This is a genomic window from Mesobacillus sp. AQ2 (genome assembly GCF_030122805.1).
GTDB lineage: Bacteria > Bacillota > Bacilli > Bacillales > Cytobacillaceae > Mesobacillus > Mesobacillus oceanisediminis_A.
Genome location: NZ_CP126080.1, coordinates 3,068,449 through 3,086,478, shown reverse-complemented (window position 1 = coordinate 3,086,478; position 18,030 = coordinate 3,068,449). Strand labels below are relative to the sequence as shown.

General features: G+C 42.4%; 19 protein-coding genes. 15 read left to right on the top strand and 4 right to left on the bottom strand.

The features are described 5' to 3' along the window. Nucleotides 1-172 precede the first annotated feature (172 nt). The 11 genes from panB to QNH36_RS15480 all read left to right on the top strand — a co-directional run bounded on the left by panB (nucleotide 173) and on the right by QNH36_RS15480 (nucleotide 10,541). Nucleotides 173-1,009: a 3-methyl-2-oxobutanoate hydroxymethyltransferase gene (gene panB, locus QNH36_RS15530; RefSeq protein ID WP_251540680.1), complete on the top strand. Its 837-nt coding sequence runs from the start codon at nucleotides 173-175 to the stop codon at nucleotides 1,007-1,009. Continuing rightward, a complete protein-coding gene (gene panC / locus QNH36_RS15525; RefSeq protein ID WP_283903771.1) occupies nucleotides 1,006-1,854 on the top strand; it encodes a pantoate--beta-alanine ligase in 849 nt (282 codons plus the stop codon). The genes panB and panC overlap by 4 nt, the downstream gene beginning before the upstream one ends. A 22-nt stretch (nucleotides 1,855-1,876) precedes the next feature. After that, nucleotides 1,877-2,263, top strand: a complete 387-nt coding sequence (gene panD, locus QNH36_RS15520; RefSeq protein WP_144476855.1) for an aspartate 1-decarboxylase — start codon at nucleotides 1,877-1,879, stop codon at nucleotides 2,261-2,263. A gap of 272 nt (nucleotides 2,264-2,535) precedes the next feature. Then, complete coding sequence (dinG, locus tag QNH36_RS15515; RefSeq protein WP_283903770.1) at nucleotides 2,536-5,328, top strand: ATP-dependent DNA helicase DinG; 2,793 nt, start codon at nucleotides 2,536-2,538, stop codon at nucleotides 5,326-5,328. 168 nt (nucleotides 5,329-5,496) lie between these two features. Continuing rightward, nucleotides 5,497-6,327 (top strand): ComEC/Rec2 family competence protein, encoded by an 831-nt coding sequence (locus QNH36_RS15510; RefSeq protein WP_283903769.1) that lies wholly within the window; start codon nucleotides 5,497-5,499, stop codon nucleotides 6,325-6,327. A 181-nt stretch (nucleotides 6,328-6,508) separates the two neighbouring features. Continuing rightward, on the top strand, nucleotides 6,509-6,679 hold the full coding sequence (locus QNH36_RS15505; RefSeq protein ID WP_283903768.1) for a YpmA family protein: 171 nt from the start codon (nucleotides 6,509-6,511) through the stop codon (nucleotides 6,677-6,679). 54 nt (nucleotides 6,680-6,733) lie between these two features. Then, entirely contained in the window at nucleotides 6,734-7,246 is a 513-nt protein-coding gene (locus QNH36_RS15500) for a cell wall elongation regulator TseB-like domain-containing protein (RefSeq protein ID WP_283903767.1), read from the top strand. A 48-nt stretch (nucleotides 7,247-7,294) separates the two neighbouring features. Next, nucleotides 7,295-8,476, top strand: coding sequence for a pyridoxal phosphate-dependent aminotransferase (locus QNH36_RS15495; RefSeq protein WP_283905426.1), 1,182 nt, complete (start codon nucleotides 7,295-7,297; stop codon nucleotides 8,474-8,476). 223 nt (nucleotides 8,477-8,699) lie between these two features. Beyond that, nucleotides 8,700-9,407 (top strand): DnaD domain-containing protein, encoded by a 708-nt coding sequence (locus QNH36_RS15490; RefSeq protein WP_144476867.1) that lies wholly within the window; start codon nucleotides 8,700-8,702, stop codon nucleotides 9,405-9,407. Between the two features lie 109 nt (nucleotides 9,408-9,516). After that, the gene (gene nth, locus QNH36_RS15485; protein WP_283903766.1) at nucleotides 9,517-10,167 is read left to right on the top strand and encodes an endonuclease III; all 651 of its coding nucleotides are present in this window, start codon (nucleotides 9,517-9,519) and stop codon (nucleotides 10,165-10,167) included. Between the two features lie 38 nt (nucleotides 10,168-10,205). Then, nucleotides 10,206-10,541, top strand: coding sequence for a YpoC family protein (locus QNH36_RS15480; protein ID WP_283903765.1), 336 nt, complete (start codon nucleotides 10,206-10,208; stop codon nucleotides 10,539-10,541). A 51-nt stretch (nucleotides 10,542-10,592) separates the two neighbouring features. Here QNH36_RS15480 and QNH36_RS15475 read toward each other — a convergent pair whose 3' ends face one another. Together QNH36_RS15475 and recU are read right to left on the bottom strand one after the other, a co-directional pair. After that, nucleotides 10,593-13,229, bottom strand: a complete 2,637-nt coding sequence (locus tag QNH36_RS15475; RefSeq protein WP_283903764.1) for a penicillin-binding protein 1A — start codon at nucleotides 13,227-13,229, stop codon at nucleotides 10,593-10,595. A gap of 32 nt (nucleotides 13,230-13,261) precedes the next feature. Then, nucleotides 13,262-13,879, bottom strand: a complete 618-nt coding sequence (gene recU, locus QNH36_RS15470) for a Holliday junction resolvase RecU (protein ID WP_144481458.1) — start codon at nucleotides 13,877-13,879, stop codon at nucleotides 13,262-13,264. 123 nt (nucleotides 13,880-14,002) lie between these two features. On the opposite strand from recU, the gene QNH36_RS15465 reads away from it, so the two are divergent. The 3 genes from QNH36_RS15465 (at nucleotide 14,003) to QNH36_RS15455 (ending at nucleotide 16,485) form a co-directional block, all read left to right on the top strand. Then, nucleotides 14,003-14,989, top strand: a complete 987-nt coding sequence (locus QNH36_RS15465; protein ID WP_144481461.1) for a DUF2515 domain-containing protein — start codon at nucleotides 14,003-14,005, stop codon at nucleotides 14,987-14,989. Nucleotides 14,990-15,393: 404 nt separating this feature from the next. Beyond that, on the top strand, nucleotides 15,394-15,648 hold the full coding sequence (locus QNH36_RS15460; protein ID WP_283903763.1) for a hypothetical protein: 255 nt from the start codon (nucleotides 15,394-15,396) through the stop codon (nucleotides 15,646-15,648). A 459-nt stretch (nucleotides 15,649-16,107) separates the two neighbouring features. Beyond that, complete coding sequence (locus QNH36_RS15455) at nucleotides 16,108-16,485, top strand: YppE family protein (RefSeq protein ID WP_283903762.1); 378 nt, start codon at nucleotides 16,108-16,110, stop codon at nucleotides 16,483-16,485. Between the two features lie 89 nt (nucleotides 16,486-16,574). Here QNH36_RS15455 and QNH36_RS15450 read toward each other — a convergent pair whose 3' ends face one another. Then, complete coding sequence (locus QNH36_RS15450; protein ID WP_144481454.1) at nucleotides 16,575-16,772, bottom strand: YppF family protein; 198 nt, start codon at nucleotides 16,770-16,772, stop codon at nucleotides 16,575-16,577. A gap of 191 nt (nucleotides 16,773-16,963) precedes the next feature. Between QNH36_RS15450 and QNH36_RS15445 the strand changes: the two genes are divergently transcribed. Then, a complete protein-coding gene (locus tag QNH36_RS15445; protein WP_144481453.1) occupies nucleotides 16,964-17,509 on the top strand; it encodes a YppG family protein in 546 nt (181 codons plus the stop codon). 42 nt (nucleotides 17,510-17,551) lie between these two features. On the opposite strand, the gene QNH36_RS15440 is transcribed toward QNH36_RS15445, so the two are convergent. Further along, on the bottom strand, nucleotides 17,552-18,022 hold the full coding sequence (locus QNH36_RS15440; RefSeq protein ID WP_144481452.1) for an Hsp20/alpha crystallin family protein: 471 nt from the start codon (nucleotides 18,020-18,022) through the stop codon (nucleotides 17,552-17,554). Nucleotides 18,023-18,030 lie beyond the last annotated feature (8 nt).

Genomic DNA, 18,030 nt, shown 5'->3' with positions numbered 1-18,030 from the left:
ACCTGAAGTGATGATTAAATAAAAATAGTTCTGCCTGGATCCGATTGCGGACTGGGACAGAGGGATGAAACAAATGCGGCTTCAAAGGGTCCTTCTGGCATAGATGGGTCCTTTTTTAGTGTCTTGCATTGATTGATTGTTTTATCTCCTCTTCAGAAAAGGAGGAATGGAAATGAAACAAACAACGGATTTCTTGAAAATGAAGCAAAGTGGCAGCAAGATTGTCATGGTGACAGCCTATGACTATCCATCGGCAAAACATGCTGAACAGGCAGAAGCTGACATGATTCTCGTTGGAGATTCATTGGGCATGGTCGTGCTGGGGTATGATTCCACGATTCCAGTGACAATGGAGGATATGGTCCACCATTCAAAAGCCGTCCGGCGCGGAGCAGGCAATACCTTCATTGTTGTCGATTTGCCATTTATGAGCTATCATCTGTCAATCAAAGACACATTATTAAATGGTGCCAGAATCATGCAGGAGACTGGGGCGAATGCCGTAAAACTTGAGGGTGCTGACGAGGTTATAGATCATATCAGCGCACTTACGAAATCAGGTGTACCGGTTGTTGCACATCTTGGCCTGACACCACAATCTGTTGGTGTTCTTGGAGGATACAAAGTCCAGGGAAAAAGTGCAGATGCTGCCAAAAAGCTGATCGAAGATGCAAAAAAATGTGAAGAAGCAGGTGCGTTTGCCGTAGTGCTCGAGTGTGTGCCTAAGCAGCTTGCTGAACAAATCAGCAAAGGTCTATCAATCCCGACAATTGGTATTGGCGCTGGCGCGGAAGTCGACGGCCAGGTACTTGTCTATCATGACATTATCACGTATGGAGTGGACCGTGTCCCAAAATTCGTGAAACAATATACGAATGTGAATGAACAAATTACCGCCGGGCTTGGTGCCTATGTTTCCGAAGTGAGGCATAAAGCATTCCCGGAAGATAAACATACATTTACGATGAAAGAAGAAGAATTGCAGGCATTGTACGGAGGAAGAGAATGAAAATCATCAGTACGATCACAGAAATGCAGCAACAAATGCAAAAATTAAAATCTGAAGGCAACAGCATTGGCTACGTGCCAACGATGGGATTCCTGCATGAAGGGCATATGTCCTTGATGAAAAGGGCGCGGAAGGAAAATGAAGTTGTCGTCCTGAGCATATTCGTGAATCCTCTCCAATTCGGCCCTAATGAGGATCTGGATGCCTATCCGCGTGATTTTGAACGTGATCATAGGATTGCCGAATCTGAGGGAGTAGATTATATCTTCTATCCTTCAGCAGAAGAAATGTATCCAAATAATCCTTCTGTTAAAGTGACCGTTGTTGATAGGACGAATGTACTTTGCGGCAAATCAAGACCGGGGCATTTTGATGGCGTTGCCACGGTGTTGATCAAGCTTTTCAATATCGTTCAGCCTACAAGGGCTTATTTTGGGCTGAAGGATGCCCAGCAGGTTGCTGTTGTTGAAGGTTTGGTCCAGGATTTTAATTTCCCGATTGAATTGATTCCGGTTGATACTGTCAGGGAAGAGGATGGTCTTGCCAAAAGTTCTCGAAATGTCTATCTGAATGAACAGGAGAGAGAACAGGCACCAGAGCTTAACAGAAGCCTTCTGTTGGCAAAAGCCGCCGTGGAGAGCGGTGAGCGGAATCCAGCAAAGCTTTCCGAAATGATGAAGAACCATATTAACGAAAATACGACCGGAATAGTCGATTATATTGAAATCTACTCTTATCCAGAGCTGCAATCCCTAAAGGAATTGACAGGCAGGATCATCATCGCAATGGCAGTCAAGTTTTCGAAAGCCAGATTGATCGACAATATCATTTTAAATGTAGAATAACTTTTTAGGGGGAGTACATTCCATGTTCCGCACCATGATGAACGGTAAAATACATCGTGCAAGAGTAACCGAGGCAAATTTGAATTATGTAGGCAGCATCACAATCGACAGTGATATACTTGATGCTGTTGGTATGGTTCCGAACGAAAAGGTACAAATCGTCAATAATAATAATGGCGCCCGTTTTGAAACATATATTATCCCTGGGGAAAGAGGCAGCGGGGTAGTGTGTCTGAATGGAGCAGCAGCCCGTCTAGTCCATGAGGGTGATGTTGTCATCATCATTTCATATGCCCTCATTCCTGAAGAGAAGGTAGCGACCCATCAGCCGAAAGTTGCATTGATGGATGAAAACAACCATATCGTTGAAATGATCCATGCTGAACCTGAGAAAACGGTATTTCTATAGAGCCAGAGAACTCCCGACCATCGGGAGTTTTTTCATACATATCTCACATGGCCGCTATACACGAAATTATGACATAAAGAAATTATATTGGTGATACTAGGATTAATAGATGGAATAAATTCGATAAAACACAAAAGCTTGTTTTTACGTAAATTAGTGAAAGCAACGTGGTATAAAAATGAGCCAGAAAAATACTGTAAAGCTCCTGCTTTCACTTTCATATTTTTTGTGATACGTTTTTGTTTGACTGAATGTTAGAGGTGTATTGAAAAATGAGCCAAAAATTTGTTGTGGTCGATTTAGAGACTACGGGTAATTCTCCAAAAAAAGGTGACCGAATTATACAGTTTGGTGCAGTTGTAGTTGAGGATGGCCGAATTACCGGCCAGTTCTCCTCTCTCGTCAATCCATTACAGAAAATACCCGTTTTTATTGAAGAACTGACAGGCATTTCGGATTCCATGGTTAAGGAAGCCCCATTATTTGAGGAAATCGCTCCGCAGGTTTCTGATATGCTTGAAGATGCTTATTTTGTGGCTCATAATGTATTATTCGACCTTTCCTTTTTACAGGAAGAATTATTAAATGCAGGCCAGGAAGGTTTTTATGGTCCGGTTATAGATACTGTGGAAATGGCGAGGATCTTGTATCCGACTGCCGATAGTTTTAAATTGACTGACCTTGCTGCAAGGGAGGATCTCCAACACGACCGTCCTCATCAAGCAGATAGTGATGCCCGGGTGACAGCAGAGCTTTTATTGATCATGCTCAATGCAGTTGGTTCGCTCCCTTTTGTCACAATCAAAGAGCTGGCTAAGCTTTCAGAAGGACTGAAAAGCGATCTTCATTTGATTTTTGATGAGATAGTGAATGTAAAGGAAAGCCGAATCGAGATTTTACCGGAGCATATAGAAGTTTTCCGCGGGATAGCTTTAAGAAGGAAACCCGTGATTGAAAATGATGAACAACAGGCAATTGATTATCCAAAGTCAATGGAAGACAAAAAAACCTTACTGCAAAAAGCTTTTACCGGATATGAAATAAGGCAAGGACAATTCGAGATGATGGACCTTGTTTATGATGCGTTCCATAAAAACGGCCATGCATTGATTGAAGCCGGAACTGGCGTAGGGAAGTCCCTGGGTTACTTGATTCCCTCAGCTGTGTTTTCGCTGGAAAGCAATAAACGTGTAGTGATCAGTACATATACCACCCAGCTGCAGGAGCAGCTTCTGACGAATGATGTCCCGAAATTAAACCAGGCATTGGGTAGAAAAGTGAAGGTTTCGCTGATCAAAGGGAGGAGCCACTATATTAATATGGCTCGCTTTGAGCAGTCTCTCAGGGAAATAGAAGAGAATTATGATACTGCCCTAACAAAGATGCAAATCCTTGTCTGGCTGACCCAAACCGAAACTGGTGACTATGATGAACTCAATTTGTCCAGCGGAGGAATGCTTTACTGGAATAAAGTGAAGAATGAGCGTTCCATCTTCATCAAGACAAAGCACTGGGAGGCATATGACTTTTATAAAAAGGCCATTGAAAAAGCGCAAAATGCGGATCTCCTCATCACCAACCATTCGATGCTTTTTGCCGACCTAGTGTCAGAAAATGGCCCTTTACCGGAGTATGAGCATGTTGTCCTTGATGAAGGTCATCAATTCGAAAAGGCAGCGGGCAAATATTTTGGAGAGTCCCTCGATTATATGTCAGTCAGGCTGGTGCTGAATCAAATCGGTCTTTACGAACAAAATCAGCTATTTTATAAGCTTGAATCCTTGCTGAACGAGATTGGAGTTCTTAATGGTGAACATCGTCATACCTTTGAAATCAATCATTTGATATCTGATTTAGTCTATGAAACAGAGGACCTATTCAAGCTTGCAGGTACCTATGCAAGGAAGGCGATGAAGAATAAAGTTGCTGGGAGCAAAATCCATGCAAGCATGGTTCCTGAAAGGGAAAATCGGATATGGACAGCATTGAGGACAACTGCTGAAAGGGTTTATTTTTATCTTAGAGATTTGATTGAAGCCCTTGAAAAAAGACTGGAAGATGCATGGAGAACCCCGGACAGCTTTTCAGCAAGGCAAATGGCGATACTGGAAGAGGTTGTTCAGGCCAAGGAAGATTTGGAACAAATTTGCATCACGGCCAAAAGACTATTTACAGATGAGAACAGGTATGTGAGGTGGATTGAAGCTGATACAAGGTCAATGCAAAATTCAACGGCTATCTTTTCACGTCCAGTTAATGTTTCCGAATATCTGGAGGAGCAATTTTTCTCCAGGAAGAAGAGTGTGGTCGTAACATCAGCGACTTTATCAGTTAATCATTCTTTCAGCTTCATCAAAAGGGAATTAGGGTTGCAGCAAGTGCTGTTTGAGAAGCACATCCGGTCTCCATTCTCCTATAAGTCACAAGTGAAACTCGTCGTCCCAGATGACTTGCCAGATATTAAATCTGTTTCTGATGATGACTATGTCGCAGCCATTTCGGAACATATCATTTCGATTGCAGAAGCCACAATGGGCAGGATGCTGATTTTGTTCACTTCGAATGAAATGCTGAAAAAGACATACAATCTGATCAAGGAAAGCGGCCTTCTGGAGGATTTTGTATTGATTGCCCAGGGGATTACGGCAGGCAGCAGAACGAGATTGACGAGGAATTTTAAAAGGTTCGATAAAGCGATCCTGTTTGGGACGAGCAGTTTTTGGGAGGGTGTGGATATACCAGGTGAAGACCTTTCATGTTTAATCATCGTCCGGCTTCCTTTTTCGCCCCCTGACGAACCACTTACAGCAGCAAAATGTGCATTGATAAAAGAGAATGGCGGAAACCCTTTTTCTGAGTTATCATTGCCGGAAGCAATTCTCCGCTTTAAGCAAGGTTTTGGAAGGCTGATTCGGACTTCCGATGATCGTGGCCTGATTTTTGTTTTTGACCGGAGGCTTGTAACGACAAAATACGGAAATGCCTTTTTAAGGTCAGTGGCTGACGTGCCGGTCGAAGAAAAATCAATTACTGATATTGTTGATTTGATTCATCATTGGCTGTAGGCGTGCATCAGAATGGTTTAGATTCCAGGTTCTTGAGCCATGCTGATTGCTCAGTCCCAGGAACGAACATCAACAACTAAATTGAAAAGAGTCAACTTTTCCAAAAGTCTTTTTATATTTTCAGCCAAATGACGCACTCTATAGCTAGAAGTAATTGGAGGAGTGTATATGAAGCTGATAATGGCAATCTTCGCCATCGTTAATTGGTACTATTTCCCGTATGAATCTCCTTCAGCTCCTGTCGAGGTGGAAGGAGTCGATGTCAACCTTAAAAGAGATGAACTGGCCTTCACTTTTCTTGCTTTGAGCGATGGGGAAGCTGCGCTGATCCAATACGCCACCGGCGAAAATATCCTGGTGAATACGGGTGGCAAAGGAACATTGAAGGAACTTGAAAGGCTGCTCGCTCTCTTTCATGTAAAAAATATATCTACAGTCATTTTGACATCAAGTTCGGAAATGGAAAACCTTGAGGAACTCATACGGAAATACGATGTTGGCAAAGTAGTGAGCGGAAAAGCCGGAGAGACTGCACTAATGGCGAAAGAAATCCCAGCTGGAGTTAAGGTGGAACAATGGAAGCAGGGGGATCTTCGAAAACTGTTGCCTGGGTTGACCGCAGAAGTTGTCTTCGATGGAGATAAAGAAACCGAGGGGACGGATATCTCTTTTCAATTTTTCCATCATCAAATTTTTTATATCAGTTCAGCAAGCCACCACTCGGAGCAGGCTTTTCTTGCTGAGCCATTAAGAAATGTCAATATCATTAAACTTCCCGCTTATGGTGCTAAGGGCTCGTTTTCCGATCTCTTGATCGAGCATATGGATCCGCAGTTGGCCATCATATTTAAATCAAATTCAGTAAAGCCTGATCCCGATTTAGTGGAAATGCTTCATGAAGCCTGGATTGATGTTTATTTCACAAAACAGCATGGTACTGTTACAATAAAGTTTACACAGTCTACTTATGATGTGATTACCATTATGGGTGAAGAATAAAAAACTGCGCATAAACTGCGCAGTCATTTTTGATGTGTGGGCTAGAATTTTTTTGTTTGATTTTGTTCTTATCCTTACAGTAAAGACCATCTCCTGATATAATGAGTGGTGTTAATTGTATTGTTTGCAGCGGGATGCTGTTCTATAAATGTCAAAAAATGTGCAAGGAGAGAGTTGCAGGATGGAAAGCAAAATCGAAATAATTTCTGCGGTTAAGGTCCAGAATAGTCCGGATCTATATAAAATAGTTGATGCCCTTAACAGGTCCTTGAAACATGATGACCTCATGTTTGGCCTGGCTTTGGACCAGGAGGATAAAGATAAGGCCGTCTTTACGATTTACCGTACCTAATGAAAACATCTTTTATTTTACCGCTTGTTCAACCAGGTTGAGGGGAGCGGTGAAGTGAGCTTACATAAAGAAGGGATACATGTGAAGAAGTGGATTTTATTGAGTGTGCTTTTTGTGGCAATCATCACGGGAATCCTGGTGAATGTTTACTTGAATGCGATGGAACCAGTTAGTGCCGCAGAAAATAAGGCTGTGAAGATTGCAGCGAAAGAAACGAGCCTGTCTGATTTCACTGACTTCAATCTTTACAGTGGTGAAGAAACTTATTATGTCATGACAGGGAAAAATGCCAGGCAGGAAGACGTATATGTCTGGATCAATGAAAAAAATGGTGAATTGATTACGAGAATTGCCAAAAATGGAATCACGAAAAAAGAAGCGTTAAATAAACTATATCAGGAAAAGAATCCTGATGAAATAATCGCTGTAAGGCTGGGCATGGCCAGAATCCAAAAGACGGACAGGCCGGCCTGGGAAATTTATTACCGTAAAAACAGCGACACCATCAATTATTATTATGTCGATTTCGAGACGGGCGAAAAATTGAGGGCTATTAATAATTTATAAACGTGTTCTATTGAACGCAATTAAAATATAGGGGGAAAAAGGATGGAGATCCAGTTAGCCGGCAGAGTGGGAGCACTCACACCTTCATCAACTTTGGCCATCACCGCCAAGGCAAAAGAATTAAAAGCACAGGGAAAAGACGTGATTGGACTTGGAGCGGGTGAGCCTGATTTCAATACACCGCAGCATATAATCGATGCTGCTGTTAAATCGATGAATGAGGGATTCACAAAATATACTCCTTCAGGCGGGCTTCCTGAATTGAAAAAGGAAATCGCAGCGAAATTAAAAGCAGATCAGGGTCTTGATTATCAGCTGAGTGAACTCATTGTCACCAGTGGTGCAAAACATGCATTGTACACATTATTCCAGGTTCTGCTTAATGAGGGCGATGAAGTCATCATTCCGATTCCTTATTGGGTCAGCTATCCAGAGCAAGTGAAGCTGGCAGGAGGAACCCCAGTCTATGTTGAAGGGCTGGAACAAAATAATTTCAAGATCACTCCAGCACAGCTGAAGGAAAAGGTGACGGATAAGACCAAAGCAGTCATCATCAATTCGCCAAGCAATCCTACGGGGATGGTTTATTCAAAAGAAGAATTGCAGGCAATTGGAGATGTTTGTCTTGAAAAGGGCATCCTGATCATATCTGATGAAATCTATGAAAAATTGATTTATTGTGAAGCTGAACATATTTCGATCGCACAACTATCAGACGAATTGAAAAAGCAGACCATCATCATCAATGGTGTTTCAAAGTCCCACTCCATGACGGGGTGGAGAATCGGGTATGCTGCCGGTGACAGCATCATCATCAAGGCTATGACTGACCTGGCAAGCCACAGTACCTCGAATCCGACTACTCCGGCACAATATGCGACAATCGCAGCATACGCTGGATCGCAGGAAGAGGTCGAGATGATGCGTTCCGCTTTTGAAGAAAGGCTTGAAATCATTCATCTTAAGTTGAATGAGATTCCGGGAATCAGCTGCATTAAGCCTCAGGGAGCATTTTATCTGTTCCCGAATGCAAAAGAAGCTGCCTTGATGACAGGCTGCAAGGATGTAGATGAGTTTGCGGAAATACTGCTGACTGAAGCAAACGTTGCAGTTGTTCCTGGCTCTGGTTTTGGGGCTCCGGACTTTATGCGCCTTTCTTACGCGACATCACTCAGCCAGTTAGAGGAAGCAATCAGCCGAATTCATGACTTTGTTAACAGCCGTGCATAAAAACAGCAGACGGAGAACTGTGAACCGGTTCTCCGTCTCTTTTTGAAAAGGCTCTGTAATTTCAGTGCCTGAAACGATAATCAGCAGCTTTGTTACACAGATTTTATGGTTTGAATTTGAATCGCCTTTTCGATATTTTTCGACTAATTTCCCTTTTTAATCTTTTTCTATTTTATTACCAGCCGGGCTTGTTCATGCTATACTATGAAAAGAGGTGTCCGGAATGAAAAAAGCAGATATGTTAGATTGGCTGAAAGAAGGGAATGTTACTATTCCTTCAGTATTGCTGACGCAGTACAAAGAAATGAGATTGAACGAACAAGAATTGGCATTATTACTCCATGTTTTCTATTTTTCTGAAAAAGGAAATGAATTTCCTACTCCCACTGAACTTGCAGCCCGCATGACGATATCCGCTTTCGAATGTACTGATTTGCTCCGTGCACTGATCCAGAGAGGGTTTATATCAATCATTGACGGAAATTCCACTGAAGGAATCAGATATGAAAAGTACTCACTCGAACCCCTTTGGGATAAGCTGTTTGACCAGTTCATGCTGAAACGTAAGCAGGAAAAAGAGCTTATGGAGCAGAAGGAAGAAACAGATTTATATACCGCGTTCGAAAGAGAGTTCGGCAGGCCATTATCGCCGTTTGAATGTGAATCTCTCGCAATGTGGATGGATGATGATCACCATGACCCGATCATCATTAAAGCTGCTTTGAGAGAAGCTGTGATATCAGGGAAATTGAATTTTCGGTACATAGACCGGATTCTTTTTGAATGGAAAAAGAATGGAATCAAAACAATCGAACAGGCTAAAAGTTACGGAAGGAAATTCAGGCAGCATCAGAGCACGCAGCGGGCAGCGAAGGAAGAGCCTAAAGTTTCCGCCAATCCTGTACCTTTTTATAACTGGCTAGAACAGTAATTGTTATGAGAGAATTCATTCATTCTCTCTTTTTTCATTTCATTTTGTTTTGTGAAAGTATGAAACCGAGCCCCAAAATTAACAAAATCGGAAATGTGGTGAAGAAATCATGTTAAATAAGCAGCAAATCAGGTTCTGCCTTGATGAAATGGGCAGGATGTTCCCAAATGCACACTGTGAGCTGGTCCACTCAAATCCTTTTGAACTTGTGATAGCAGTTGCATTGTCGGCTCAGTGCACTGATGCACTTGTCAATAAAGTGACGAAGAACTTGTTTCAAAAATATAAAGCTCCTGAGGATTTTTTGGCCGTGACATTGGAAGAATTGCAGCAGGATATCCGCTCGATTGGACTGTATCGTAATAAAGCGAAGAATATTCAAAAGCTTTGCAGGATGCTTATCGCTGAATATGGAGGGGTTGTGCCTGCAGACAGAGATGAATTGACAAAGCTTCCCGGAGTAGGCCGGAAAACTGCTAACGTCGTCGTTTCCGTTGCATTTGGAGTTCCTGCGATTGCAGTGGATACACATGTGGAGCGCGTCAGCAAACGGCTTGCTTTTTGCCGTTGGAAGGACTCAGTGCTGGAGGTCGAAAAGACTTTAATGAAGAAAATTCCTGAAGAAGAATGGTCAATTACTCACCACAGGATGATTTTCTTTGGCCGGTACCATTGTAAAGCACAGAATCCAAGATGTGAGACTTGTCCTTTGCTTGATGTTTGCAGAGAGGGCAAGAAGCGGATGAAGGATAAATTGTAAGGAAAAGGACTATTAACTCCGGGGAGAGGAACGCTGTTATGGAGAAAATCCTCAGTGATTGGAATCATTACAATTCAGAACTCCGCCATCACTTTACAAACAGGGATCGTGACCAGGCACTACCAATAATGAATAAGGCAATTGAATTATTCAAGCAATTTCTTTTCGCTACGAATGGACTGAATCAAGAGCTGCATTCGATTGAAGAGTGTAAACTCAAGCCCGTAAACGTCCTTGAAAGATTGGAGTTTGTTACATCAAGGCCTGGCCTTTTCCAATCCTATAAGCAACTGGCGGAACTATTTGCCGAACAGGAAAAGCAGTATGCCAGAAAGACAGCTTTAAATCATGCAAAAAATAAACGCCCTGACTAATCAGGGCGTTTATTTTTTATGGCTTTTTCTTATACGGCAAGGGGGTGAAGGTTAATCGCCGTCTCCAGTGCCGGTGCCAGTGCCGGTGCCAGTGCCGTCTCCAGTGCCGGTGCCAGTGCCGGTGCCGCCACTATCGTTATTGCTTCCTGCACCGCTGACATCGCCAGTACCATCTCCGGTACCTTCACCATTTCCGGTGTCGTTACCGTTACCATTACCGTTGCCGTTACCGTTGCCATTCCCGTTGCCATTTCCATTACCATTACCATTGCCATTCCCGTTTCCATTGCCGTCTTCGCCTTCATCACCTTCACCATCATCAGGCAATGTGACATCTGGGACTTCAATTTTTAGAGTGGCAGGTTCGGAACGCTGATCACCACGGATAGCGGTAACTTTAAAGGAATAAATCCCGCCTGGAACTGCGTTGGCAATTTTTAAACCGGTATCCGTTGTCTTCGTTAATTCTTGTTCAGGACCTTCATCAAGGGAAGCGGTCACCTCGAATTGGACATCTTCCTTGTTTTTCTGTTTGAAATCCCAAGTCAGGATGATTTCATTTTTCGCTTCATCGTACTTGGCTTCAAGCTTTGAAGGAGCTTCAAGCTTTTCGAATTTCTTTGACTTTTCCTTCGGCAGATTTCCTTTCACTGCCCACTCGTAAAGGATCTGATCCTTTGGAGTATACTCACTGGCAAGCTTGGCAGGCATAGTGCCTTTTTCAATTTTAACTCTTTCGACACTCTTCGGTACGGTGAAATCTGGAGTGTCTACGTCTTTAGATACATAAGACATCAGATCCTTGAATAGCATCTGGGATATTTTTTGTTCTGTACCGTAAAGTGCGGTTTTGCGATCACTGTAGCCGGTCCAGACAGATGCTGTATACCTAGTTGTATACCCTACAAACCAGGAATCTGGCACTCCGCCATCTTTGATTCCGAATTTATTGATATCCTCTTCGGTGTAATTCGTTGTTCCAGTTTTACCGGCAACATGAAGGTTGGAGATATTTGCGTACGTTGCACCAGTTCCTTGCGTGATTGCCGTTTTCAACATATCAGAAATCATAAAGGCAGTATAATCCTTCATGACCACTTCAGTCTCAGGTGTCAGATCAATTTCTGTCTTGTCTCGGAGTACTATTTTCTTGACTGAGTATGGCTCCGTAAAGAATCCATTGTTTCCGAATGCCGCATATGCACCAGCCATTTCAATAGGGGCAATTTCTTTAGAACCAATTGATGCTGATTCATAGAAAGGATCATCAAGTGTCAGTCCAAGATTACTGCCGAATTCCCTTGCTTTATCAAGACCTACAGCCTGGAATGCCTGAAGGGCAGGGATGTTGATTGATTTTGCAAGGGCCATTCTCATTGTCATGATGCCGTTATACTTATTGTTCCAGTTCCGGATTGGGTCACCAGTTGAATAAGTCATCGGTTTATCTTCAAGCATGTGGTAGGTACCCCAGTGCAAATATTCAATTGCCGGTCCATAGTCAAGGATAGGCTTAATCGTTGAACCCGGCTGTCTTTTTACATCAATAGCATAATTCAACCCACGCTTGACCTGCTGTTTGCGGCCGCCGCCAATCGCACGTATTTCCCCGGTTTGCGTGTCTAGAAGGGTGATGCCTGCCTGGAATTCATCATTTGGGAATTGTACCGCAGCATCGGTGTTCAGGATATTCTCAACATGAGTCTGGGCGTTAGGGTCTAGCGTTGTATAAATCTCAAGTCCATCGGAAAAAATATCGAAATCGGTTTTTTCGGTTACTTCATCAATGACCATATCGACAAACGCATCGAAAGGCTTTTCATCCTTGTTCTTCCTGTTTTCTTCCTTGACAAGACTGGATTCCACAGGAATCTTTTGAGCTTTTTCCATCTCTTCCTTTGATATGAATCCATGCTGGTGCATCAGGGATAAAACAATATTCCTGCGCTTCTCTGCTTTTTCAGGATTTGTAAAAGGATTGTAATTATTTGGACTTTGAGGCATTCCTGCAAGCAGAGCTGCTTCATGAAGCTCAAGCTGATCCAAATCCTTGCCAAAATACGTCCTTGAGGCGGTCAGGACACCATGCATGTTTTCAGACATATAAATTTTGTTTACGTACATCTCGAAGATTTGATGTTTCGTATATTTCTGTTCAAGCTGATAGGCGAGCCATGCTTCCTGTGCTTTCCTGGAGATGGTCTTTTCAAAACCAAGGAAGTAGTTTTTCACGACCTGCTGTGTGATGGTGGAAGCACCCTCAGATCCAAATCCATTCGTGACATTGGCAATAACTGCTCCGCCAAGACGGATGACATCGATTCCATTATGTTTGTAGAATCTGACATCTTCAGTTGCTAAAAAGGCGTTTTCTACTAGTTTTGGTATATCCTCATAAGCAACATAGTCCCTGTTTTGTGATCCTACTTCTGTTACAAGTTTCTTGTCTTTATCATAGATTTTTGATGAGATCGGGTCTTTGAGCAAGGATTCATCAAGTTTTGGTGTATCCTGTATCATGAATGCAAATGTAGCGATACCAGTCAGCATGCCAATGATGCCCAGGGCGATCAGCGTCAGGAAAATTTTCTTGAATATTCCTTTTTTCGCTTTCTTGCCTTTTGGCTTGTTGTTCTTGGCTGCCTGCTGTCTGCGTCGCTCCTCTCTTGTTTGAGGTTTCTGTGCCATATATAGTTCATTCCTTTCTCGCAATAGAAAAACTAACTAAGTGTATAAAGATAATCGATAACTTTGATATAGTCAATCCTCGGATGAAGACCAAGGGGGATTTTATGGCCGCAATTGATGACTTCTTCCTTGGTAATCGACTTCCTGCCGCCTTTGACCATTCTCTCCCAAAAAATAAGCAAATGGCTCGCTTCAAGGAAATAGATTTCCTCATCAGTAGAGAACCGGAGGATGACAAAACAGATTCCTCCTTGCTCAATGACGGCTTTCATATGGACAATTTGGTGTTCATGAAAGTTTTTTAATGGGAAAGATGTTGAAAACTTCGTCTCCTTTGCCTCAAAATCAATGTATTTTCCTTTATAAACGCCATTATAGTCTGTTGTAGAAGCTTGTTTAAAGTATGCCTCTTTAATGACCGCTGCACTCCTTCGCGGATAATCCACATTGACGATTTGGACTGGTGTAGGCTTTTTATGGATTACCGCAATGTTGCGGTCAAGGTAAAAGGAGTTGGTTTCATTGAGGTCCTCCTCCAATGTCATCCCTCTGTTGCTATATGCTGCATTCTTTTGTTTTTTTGTTTTTTGTGCTGTCTCTTTATTTGCAGCAGGAATATATTTTTTTCCGTTTGGATAATTGAAAATCAAGATGACCACCTCGCAGACTACTCTATATCATACCAAATTTAAACGTTTTTTGGTTGAATAAAAAGCCTCATTTCACTTCACTCTAAGAACAACCTATAGAAAAGGAAGAGAAACGGTGTGTCAATGACCCATTATCCCCAATTTTCACAACTGCCGGATGACGAAGCAGAGATGATCCAAAAGATCAGAATTGAAACGGCTAAAAAAAACCTGGACAATATCTCAAGAACACAAGCCTATCTGGATTTCTATCTGGAATATCCCGAGATGATTTGGTCCTTCCTTGCAAGCATGGTATCCAGAAATGGTGGCTATAATATGTGCGACCTGGAAGGTGACTGGTTTCCGAGAATGCTTGCTCCTGCTATCCGCAAACGATTATTCCTCACATATGAACGGGCGAATTGGCTGATTTTTCGTGATGCATATGCACAGCTGCTCTTGTACTCTTATTCGACGAAAAAAAGCACCCCAATGTTTCACTTGCTTCAATTTCTTGATGTATCGGCCTTTATGGAGAAAGAGTGGAAGGAATTTTGGAAGTATGGAGATAAAAGAAGGCTCATGGTCGCATTGATTATCAACGAACAAAATGTGATACAGGAGCCGGTAATCAAAGAACCGGTATATAAGAGAAGAGTTTTCAATACGTCAATGTTTTCTTTTGAAGATCACCTGCATTTCAGTACAGTCCTCTTTCCTACTTGTGAAGGTGAGCTGTACGGAGCAAGCGTTAATGGTTTCAAATTCATCAGCAAAAGGATCAATCTGGGAAAGAGGCTGGCATCCATACTATTTCACCCCGGGTATTACCCCTCATTTCTTGAATTCGCATTAAATACGGAACATACGGCATCCAGACATGATTACGAGAAATACTTCCAAAATCACAAAAAGCGGGACACGCCCTTCCTTAGAAGTACCTATCCAATCATCCTCCATCATTTTCGTGATCAGGGTGACTGGTATAGACAGCGAAAGTTTCACCGGGAATGGATCAATCCAGAAACCAAACATAGGCATCCTATCCATCTGACAGATTGGTATAAGAAAAAGCAAAAACAGCTGCATGCTTTAATAACGGTTAAAGAATTGTTCACCCCAGATTAATGCGGACAAATAAAAAAGCAAGGAATCCCTTGCTTTTTCTCATCATTCAGCCGGGCGGTTAGGTCCTTCAAGCTTTTTGTCACCATAGCCAGCTTTTTTCTCTGCCGTTTTATTCGGCTGCTGCGCGGTTTTACGTTGTTTTTTATTCATGTGAACACCTCCCGACCTTAGTTTGTTCATTTGTTCGGTTTTCATACGATTTGTCCATGTCGAAGGCTGTAAAGTTCACTGCTGAAAAACACTTTGTTTGCCGAATCCCTTCTAGTTTTGTCAACCATGAAGGAGGTTAAGTAAGAAAGGAGAATTTTACAATCAAGAGACTGGGATTCTATAAGGAAAGATTCATCGTCGTGCACCGGGTTCATTCTGCCAGACCTTAAAATACCAAGTTAGGAGAGATGATCATGAAGCCAGGAATTGAAAGGGAAGAGTTTTTAGGGATGTTGACTGAAATGGCCCTCTGCCTTGAAGAAACTGACATGAATTTGCATGAATCTTTGCAGGGAGTCCGGGAAAAAATGTACAAGGCCCATTCAGTACATTTAGAAAAAACAAGCATGCTTCTGGATAAAGTGGAAGGAGAAATTCCGCAAGCCCTTAATTCCTCAATACAGCCGATAAACGAGCAAGCCTCTTTAAAACTTGAAATGAGTTTTTAAAATATAATAGAATAGATTCAACATGAAGCAGCTTTTGCCATGAAAGCTGTTTTTTTTTGTGGCTCTGTTAAAGCTGATTATTGATTTTTAAACCCTGTTGATTGTAGTGGAAGGCGCGTAGACTCCTCCGAAAATGCTAACGCATTTCCATCGTGCGTGGGCAGATTCGAGGAAGCCATTCAATGTCCTGCGGGCGCAGCTGGTCAGGTGAGACCCCGCAGGAGCAAAGCGACGAGGAGGCTCAGCGCCAGCCCCAAGGAAGAATTGCTTATGAAAAAGACGGCAGTTGGTCTTTTTCATATTCTTCCAGCGGAAAGCGAAGCGCCTGGAACGGAAATCAACAGCCAATGTTAACAGAGTCCTTTTTGTATGGATCGCCCTGAAAAGCATACAGAAGACATGAAAAGAGCAGCGGAACTAGCTGCATCATAAAATAGAACCAGAGAAAGCGTGATTAACTTGGAAACTGACCAAAATCTTATTGCATTATCTGAAAGGTTGCTTGTGAACCTGGAATTTGCTCATCAACGATTTCAAAATTCAAAAGAAAAGCAAGTAAGAGGCGATTTTCATGAAGAAGTAAAGCCGTTTGCTGATGAGGTAAAGGGGACAACAGATACATGGAGGAAAGCAGCGTTCTATTGGGTAGGTCAGAACAGGCCGAAAAACCTTCATGTCAACCAGATTGAAACGGCCGCAGACTATCTGGAAGTCATTTCTGTACAGGCATTTTTTCCGGAAACAAGCAAAAAGCGATTCCTTGATCAACTACAATCAGTGGAATTCATCCTCAAGAGTCTGATCATTGCGGTTAACCAAACAGGCAGCCAAAAATAAAGAAGCACCAGAGCATTTGAACTGCACCTCAATTGTCAGCCAAGCCGGCAATAATGGGGGCGGTCCAAGTATTCTGGTGCTTCAACTTTTTAGATGGTCATTTCTTTCTGATCTTCGGGAATGAAAGCTCCTAGCAATTCCAGCTCACGAACAAGGTTCCGGTATTCCAGAATGGTGATCTCATTCTGAATATACGACTTTTTTGTAAAATCAAGCAATTCATTTACATGTTCCGGAGTGTATTCTTTTGTCTGGGCAAATAGATTCTTCAGTTCGTGAACGTTCATTTTTCATCCTCCTCCATCATTTGAGTCCATACTATCATGAAAAAGGAAGAGTCATTTATTTTTCAAAAATTGAAACTTCCGACAACATATTTCATTCTTAGACAAAACCGGAAGCCTTTTCCAACACTTTCACCCATTGGGCGGTTTGATCATATACTATCGTAATGAATTATTGGAGGAGGATGTTCGCCATGTTTGGCCGCAGAAATAAGACGAATGCCTACCAGCCCCAGTGGTGGGTGAATCAATACAGTCAAGACCCTTACCTATATAATGGGAACAATCACAATTTGAACCGGCAGCAACCGCTCCCTCAACCATATAACACACCATATTGGAATGCCATGCCGGGGAACTGGCAAAACCAATATTCTCCGCAAGGTTACCCTGTGAATCCTTATATCCAGGGGAACCCTCAGTGGAATCAGCCATACCCAATTGCCGAGAGCAAAAATAACTACCCGAAAATGCTTTTTCAAAATCCGCTAGAACCTGAAGATGACCCTATTTATGGTTACTATAACCCGCAGGCTGATTATCAGAATTATAACCCATATCCCCAAAATGCTTTTATGCCAAAGCAGCCATCAGGCATGCAGTCGATCATGAATTCGTTTAAAAGCCAGGATGGAAACCTGGATATCAATAAGATGGTCGATACAGCTGGCCAGATGATGAATGCAGTGACCCAGGTTTCATCACTTGTCAAGGGACTCGGCGGAATGTTCAAAGTCTAAAAAACAAGCAGGCACTTATGCCTGCTTGTTTTCGTTAAACAACTATTCATCAATAAAAATATCAATTTTCTTTCCCTGTTTTTTAGCGATTTTAATTTCAAGCAATCCATTGCGATAGGAAGCACGTGTCTTTTTATCATTTATAGGATGAGCAAATGGAATTGTCCGGCTAAACTGCCTGGAGGAGGCCATATGCATTTCTGTTTTTGCGATATCGTTGATTTCTGAAGTCATTTCGGTTTTATTTACAAGGATCGTCAGCGAGTTGTTGATGACATCAATCGAGATATCCTCTTTTTTGATCCCTGGCAATTCTGCGGTCACAACATATTCGCTCACTGTTTCATTTACTCGTACACCGAGGGATGTCTGGGCTAAGGGTTGCCTGAAAAAATCATCAATGCTTTGCAGGAAACCTTTGACAGGCTTCTCCTGCATCAACTGGTTCATTGATTTGAACCACTGTTCGAGAGTTTCATGTTTTTTTGGGCGATCAGGATGGTTGGTTGCCATCTTCTCAC

Bases quoted from the DNA above. Each gene is read 5' to 3' on its own strand.
- QNH36_RS15440 (WP_144481452.1), bottom strand. From the start codon at position 18,022: ATGGCAACCAACCATCCTGATCGCCCAAAAAAACATGAAACTCTCGAA.
- nth (WP_283903766.1), top strand. From the start codon at position 9,517: ATGTTAAATAAGCAGCAAATCAGGTTCTGCCTTGATGAAATGGGCAGG.
- QNH36_RS15480 (WP_283903765.1), top strand. From the start codon at position 10,206: ATGGAGAAAATCCTCAGTGATTGGAATCATTACAATTCAGAACTCCGC.
- QNH36_RS15475 (WP_283903764.1), bottom strand. From the start codon at position 13,229: ATGGCACAGAAACCTCAAACAAGAGAGGAGCGACGCAGACAGCAGGCA.
- QNH36_RS15505 (WP_283903768.1), top strand. From the start codon at position 6,509: ATGGAAAGCAAAATCGAAATAATTTCTGCGGTTAAGGTCCAGAATAGT.
- QNH36_RS15490 (WP_144476867.1), top strand. From the start codon at position 8,700: ATGAAAAAAGCAGATATGTTAGATTGGCTGAAAGAAGGGAATGTTACT.
- QNH36_RS15465 (WP_144481461.1), top strand. From the start codon at position 14,003: ATGACCCATTATCCCCAATTTTCACAACTGCCGGATGACGAAGCAGAG.
- panC (WP_283903771.1), top strand. From the start codon at position 1,006: ATGAAAATCATCAGTACGATCACAGAAATGCAGCAACAAATGCAAAAA.
- panD (WP_144476855.1), top strand. From the start codon at position 1,877: ATGTTCCGCACCATGATGAACGGTAAAATACATCGTGCAAGAGTAACC.
- QNH36_RS15460 (WP_283903763.1), top strand. From the start codon at position 15,394: ATGAAGCCAGGAATTGAAAGGGAAGAGTTTTTAGGGATGTTGACTGAA.
- QNH36_RS15450 (WP_144481454.1), bottom strand. From the start codon at position 16,772: ATGAACGTTCACGAACTGAAGAATCTATTTGCCCAGACAAAAGAATAC.
- QNH36_RS15510 (WP_283903769.1), top strand. From the start codon at position 5,497: ATGAAGCTGATAATGGCAATCTTCGCCATCGTTAATTGGTACTATTTC.
- dinG (WP_283903770.1), top strand. From the start codon at position 2,536: ATGAGCCAAAAATTTGTTGTGGTCGATTTAGAGACTACGGGTAATTCT.
- panB (WP_251540680.1), top strand. From the start codon at position 173: ATGAAACAAACAACGGATTTCTTGAAAATGAAGCAAAGTGGCAGCAAG.
- QNH36_RS15445 (WP_144481453.1), top strand. From the start codon at position 16,964: ATGTTTGGCCGCAGAAATAAGACGAATGCCTACCAGCCCCAGTGGTGG.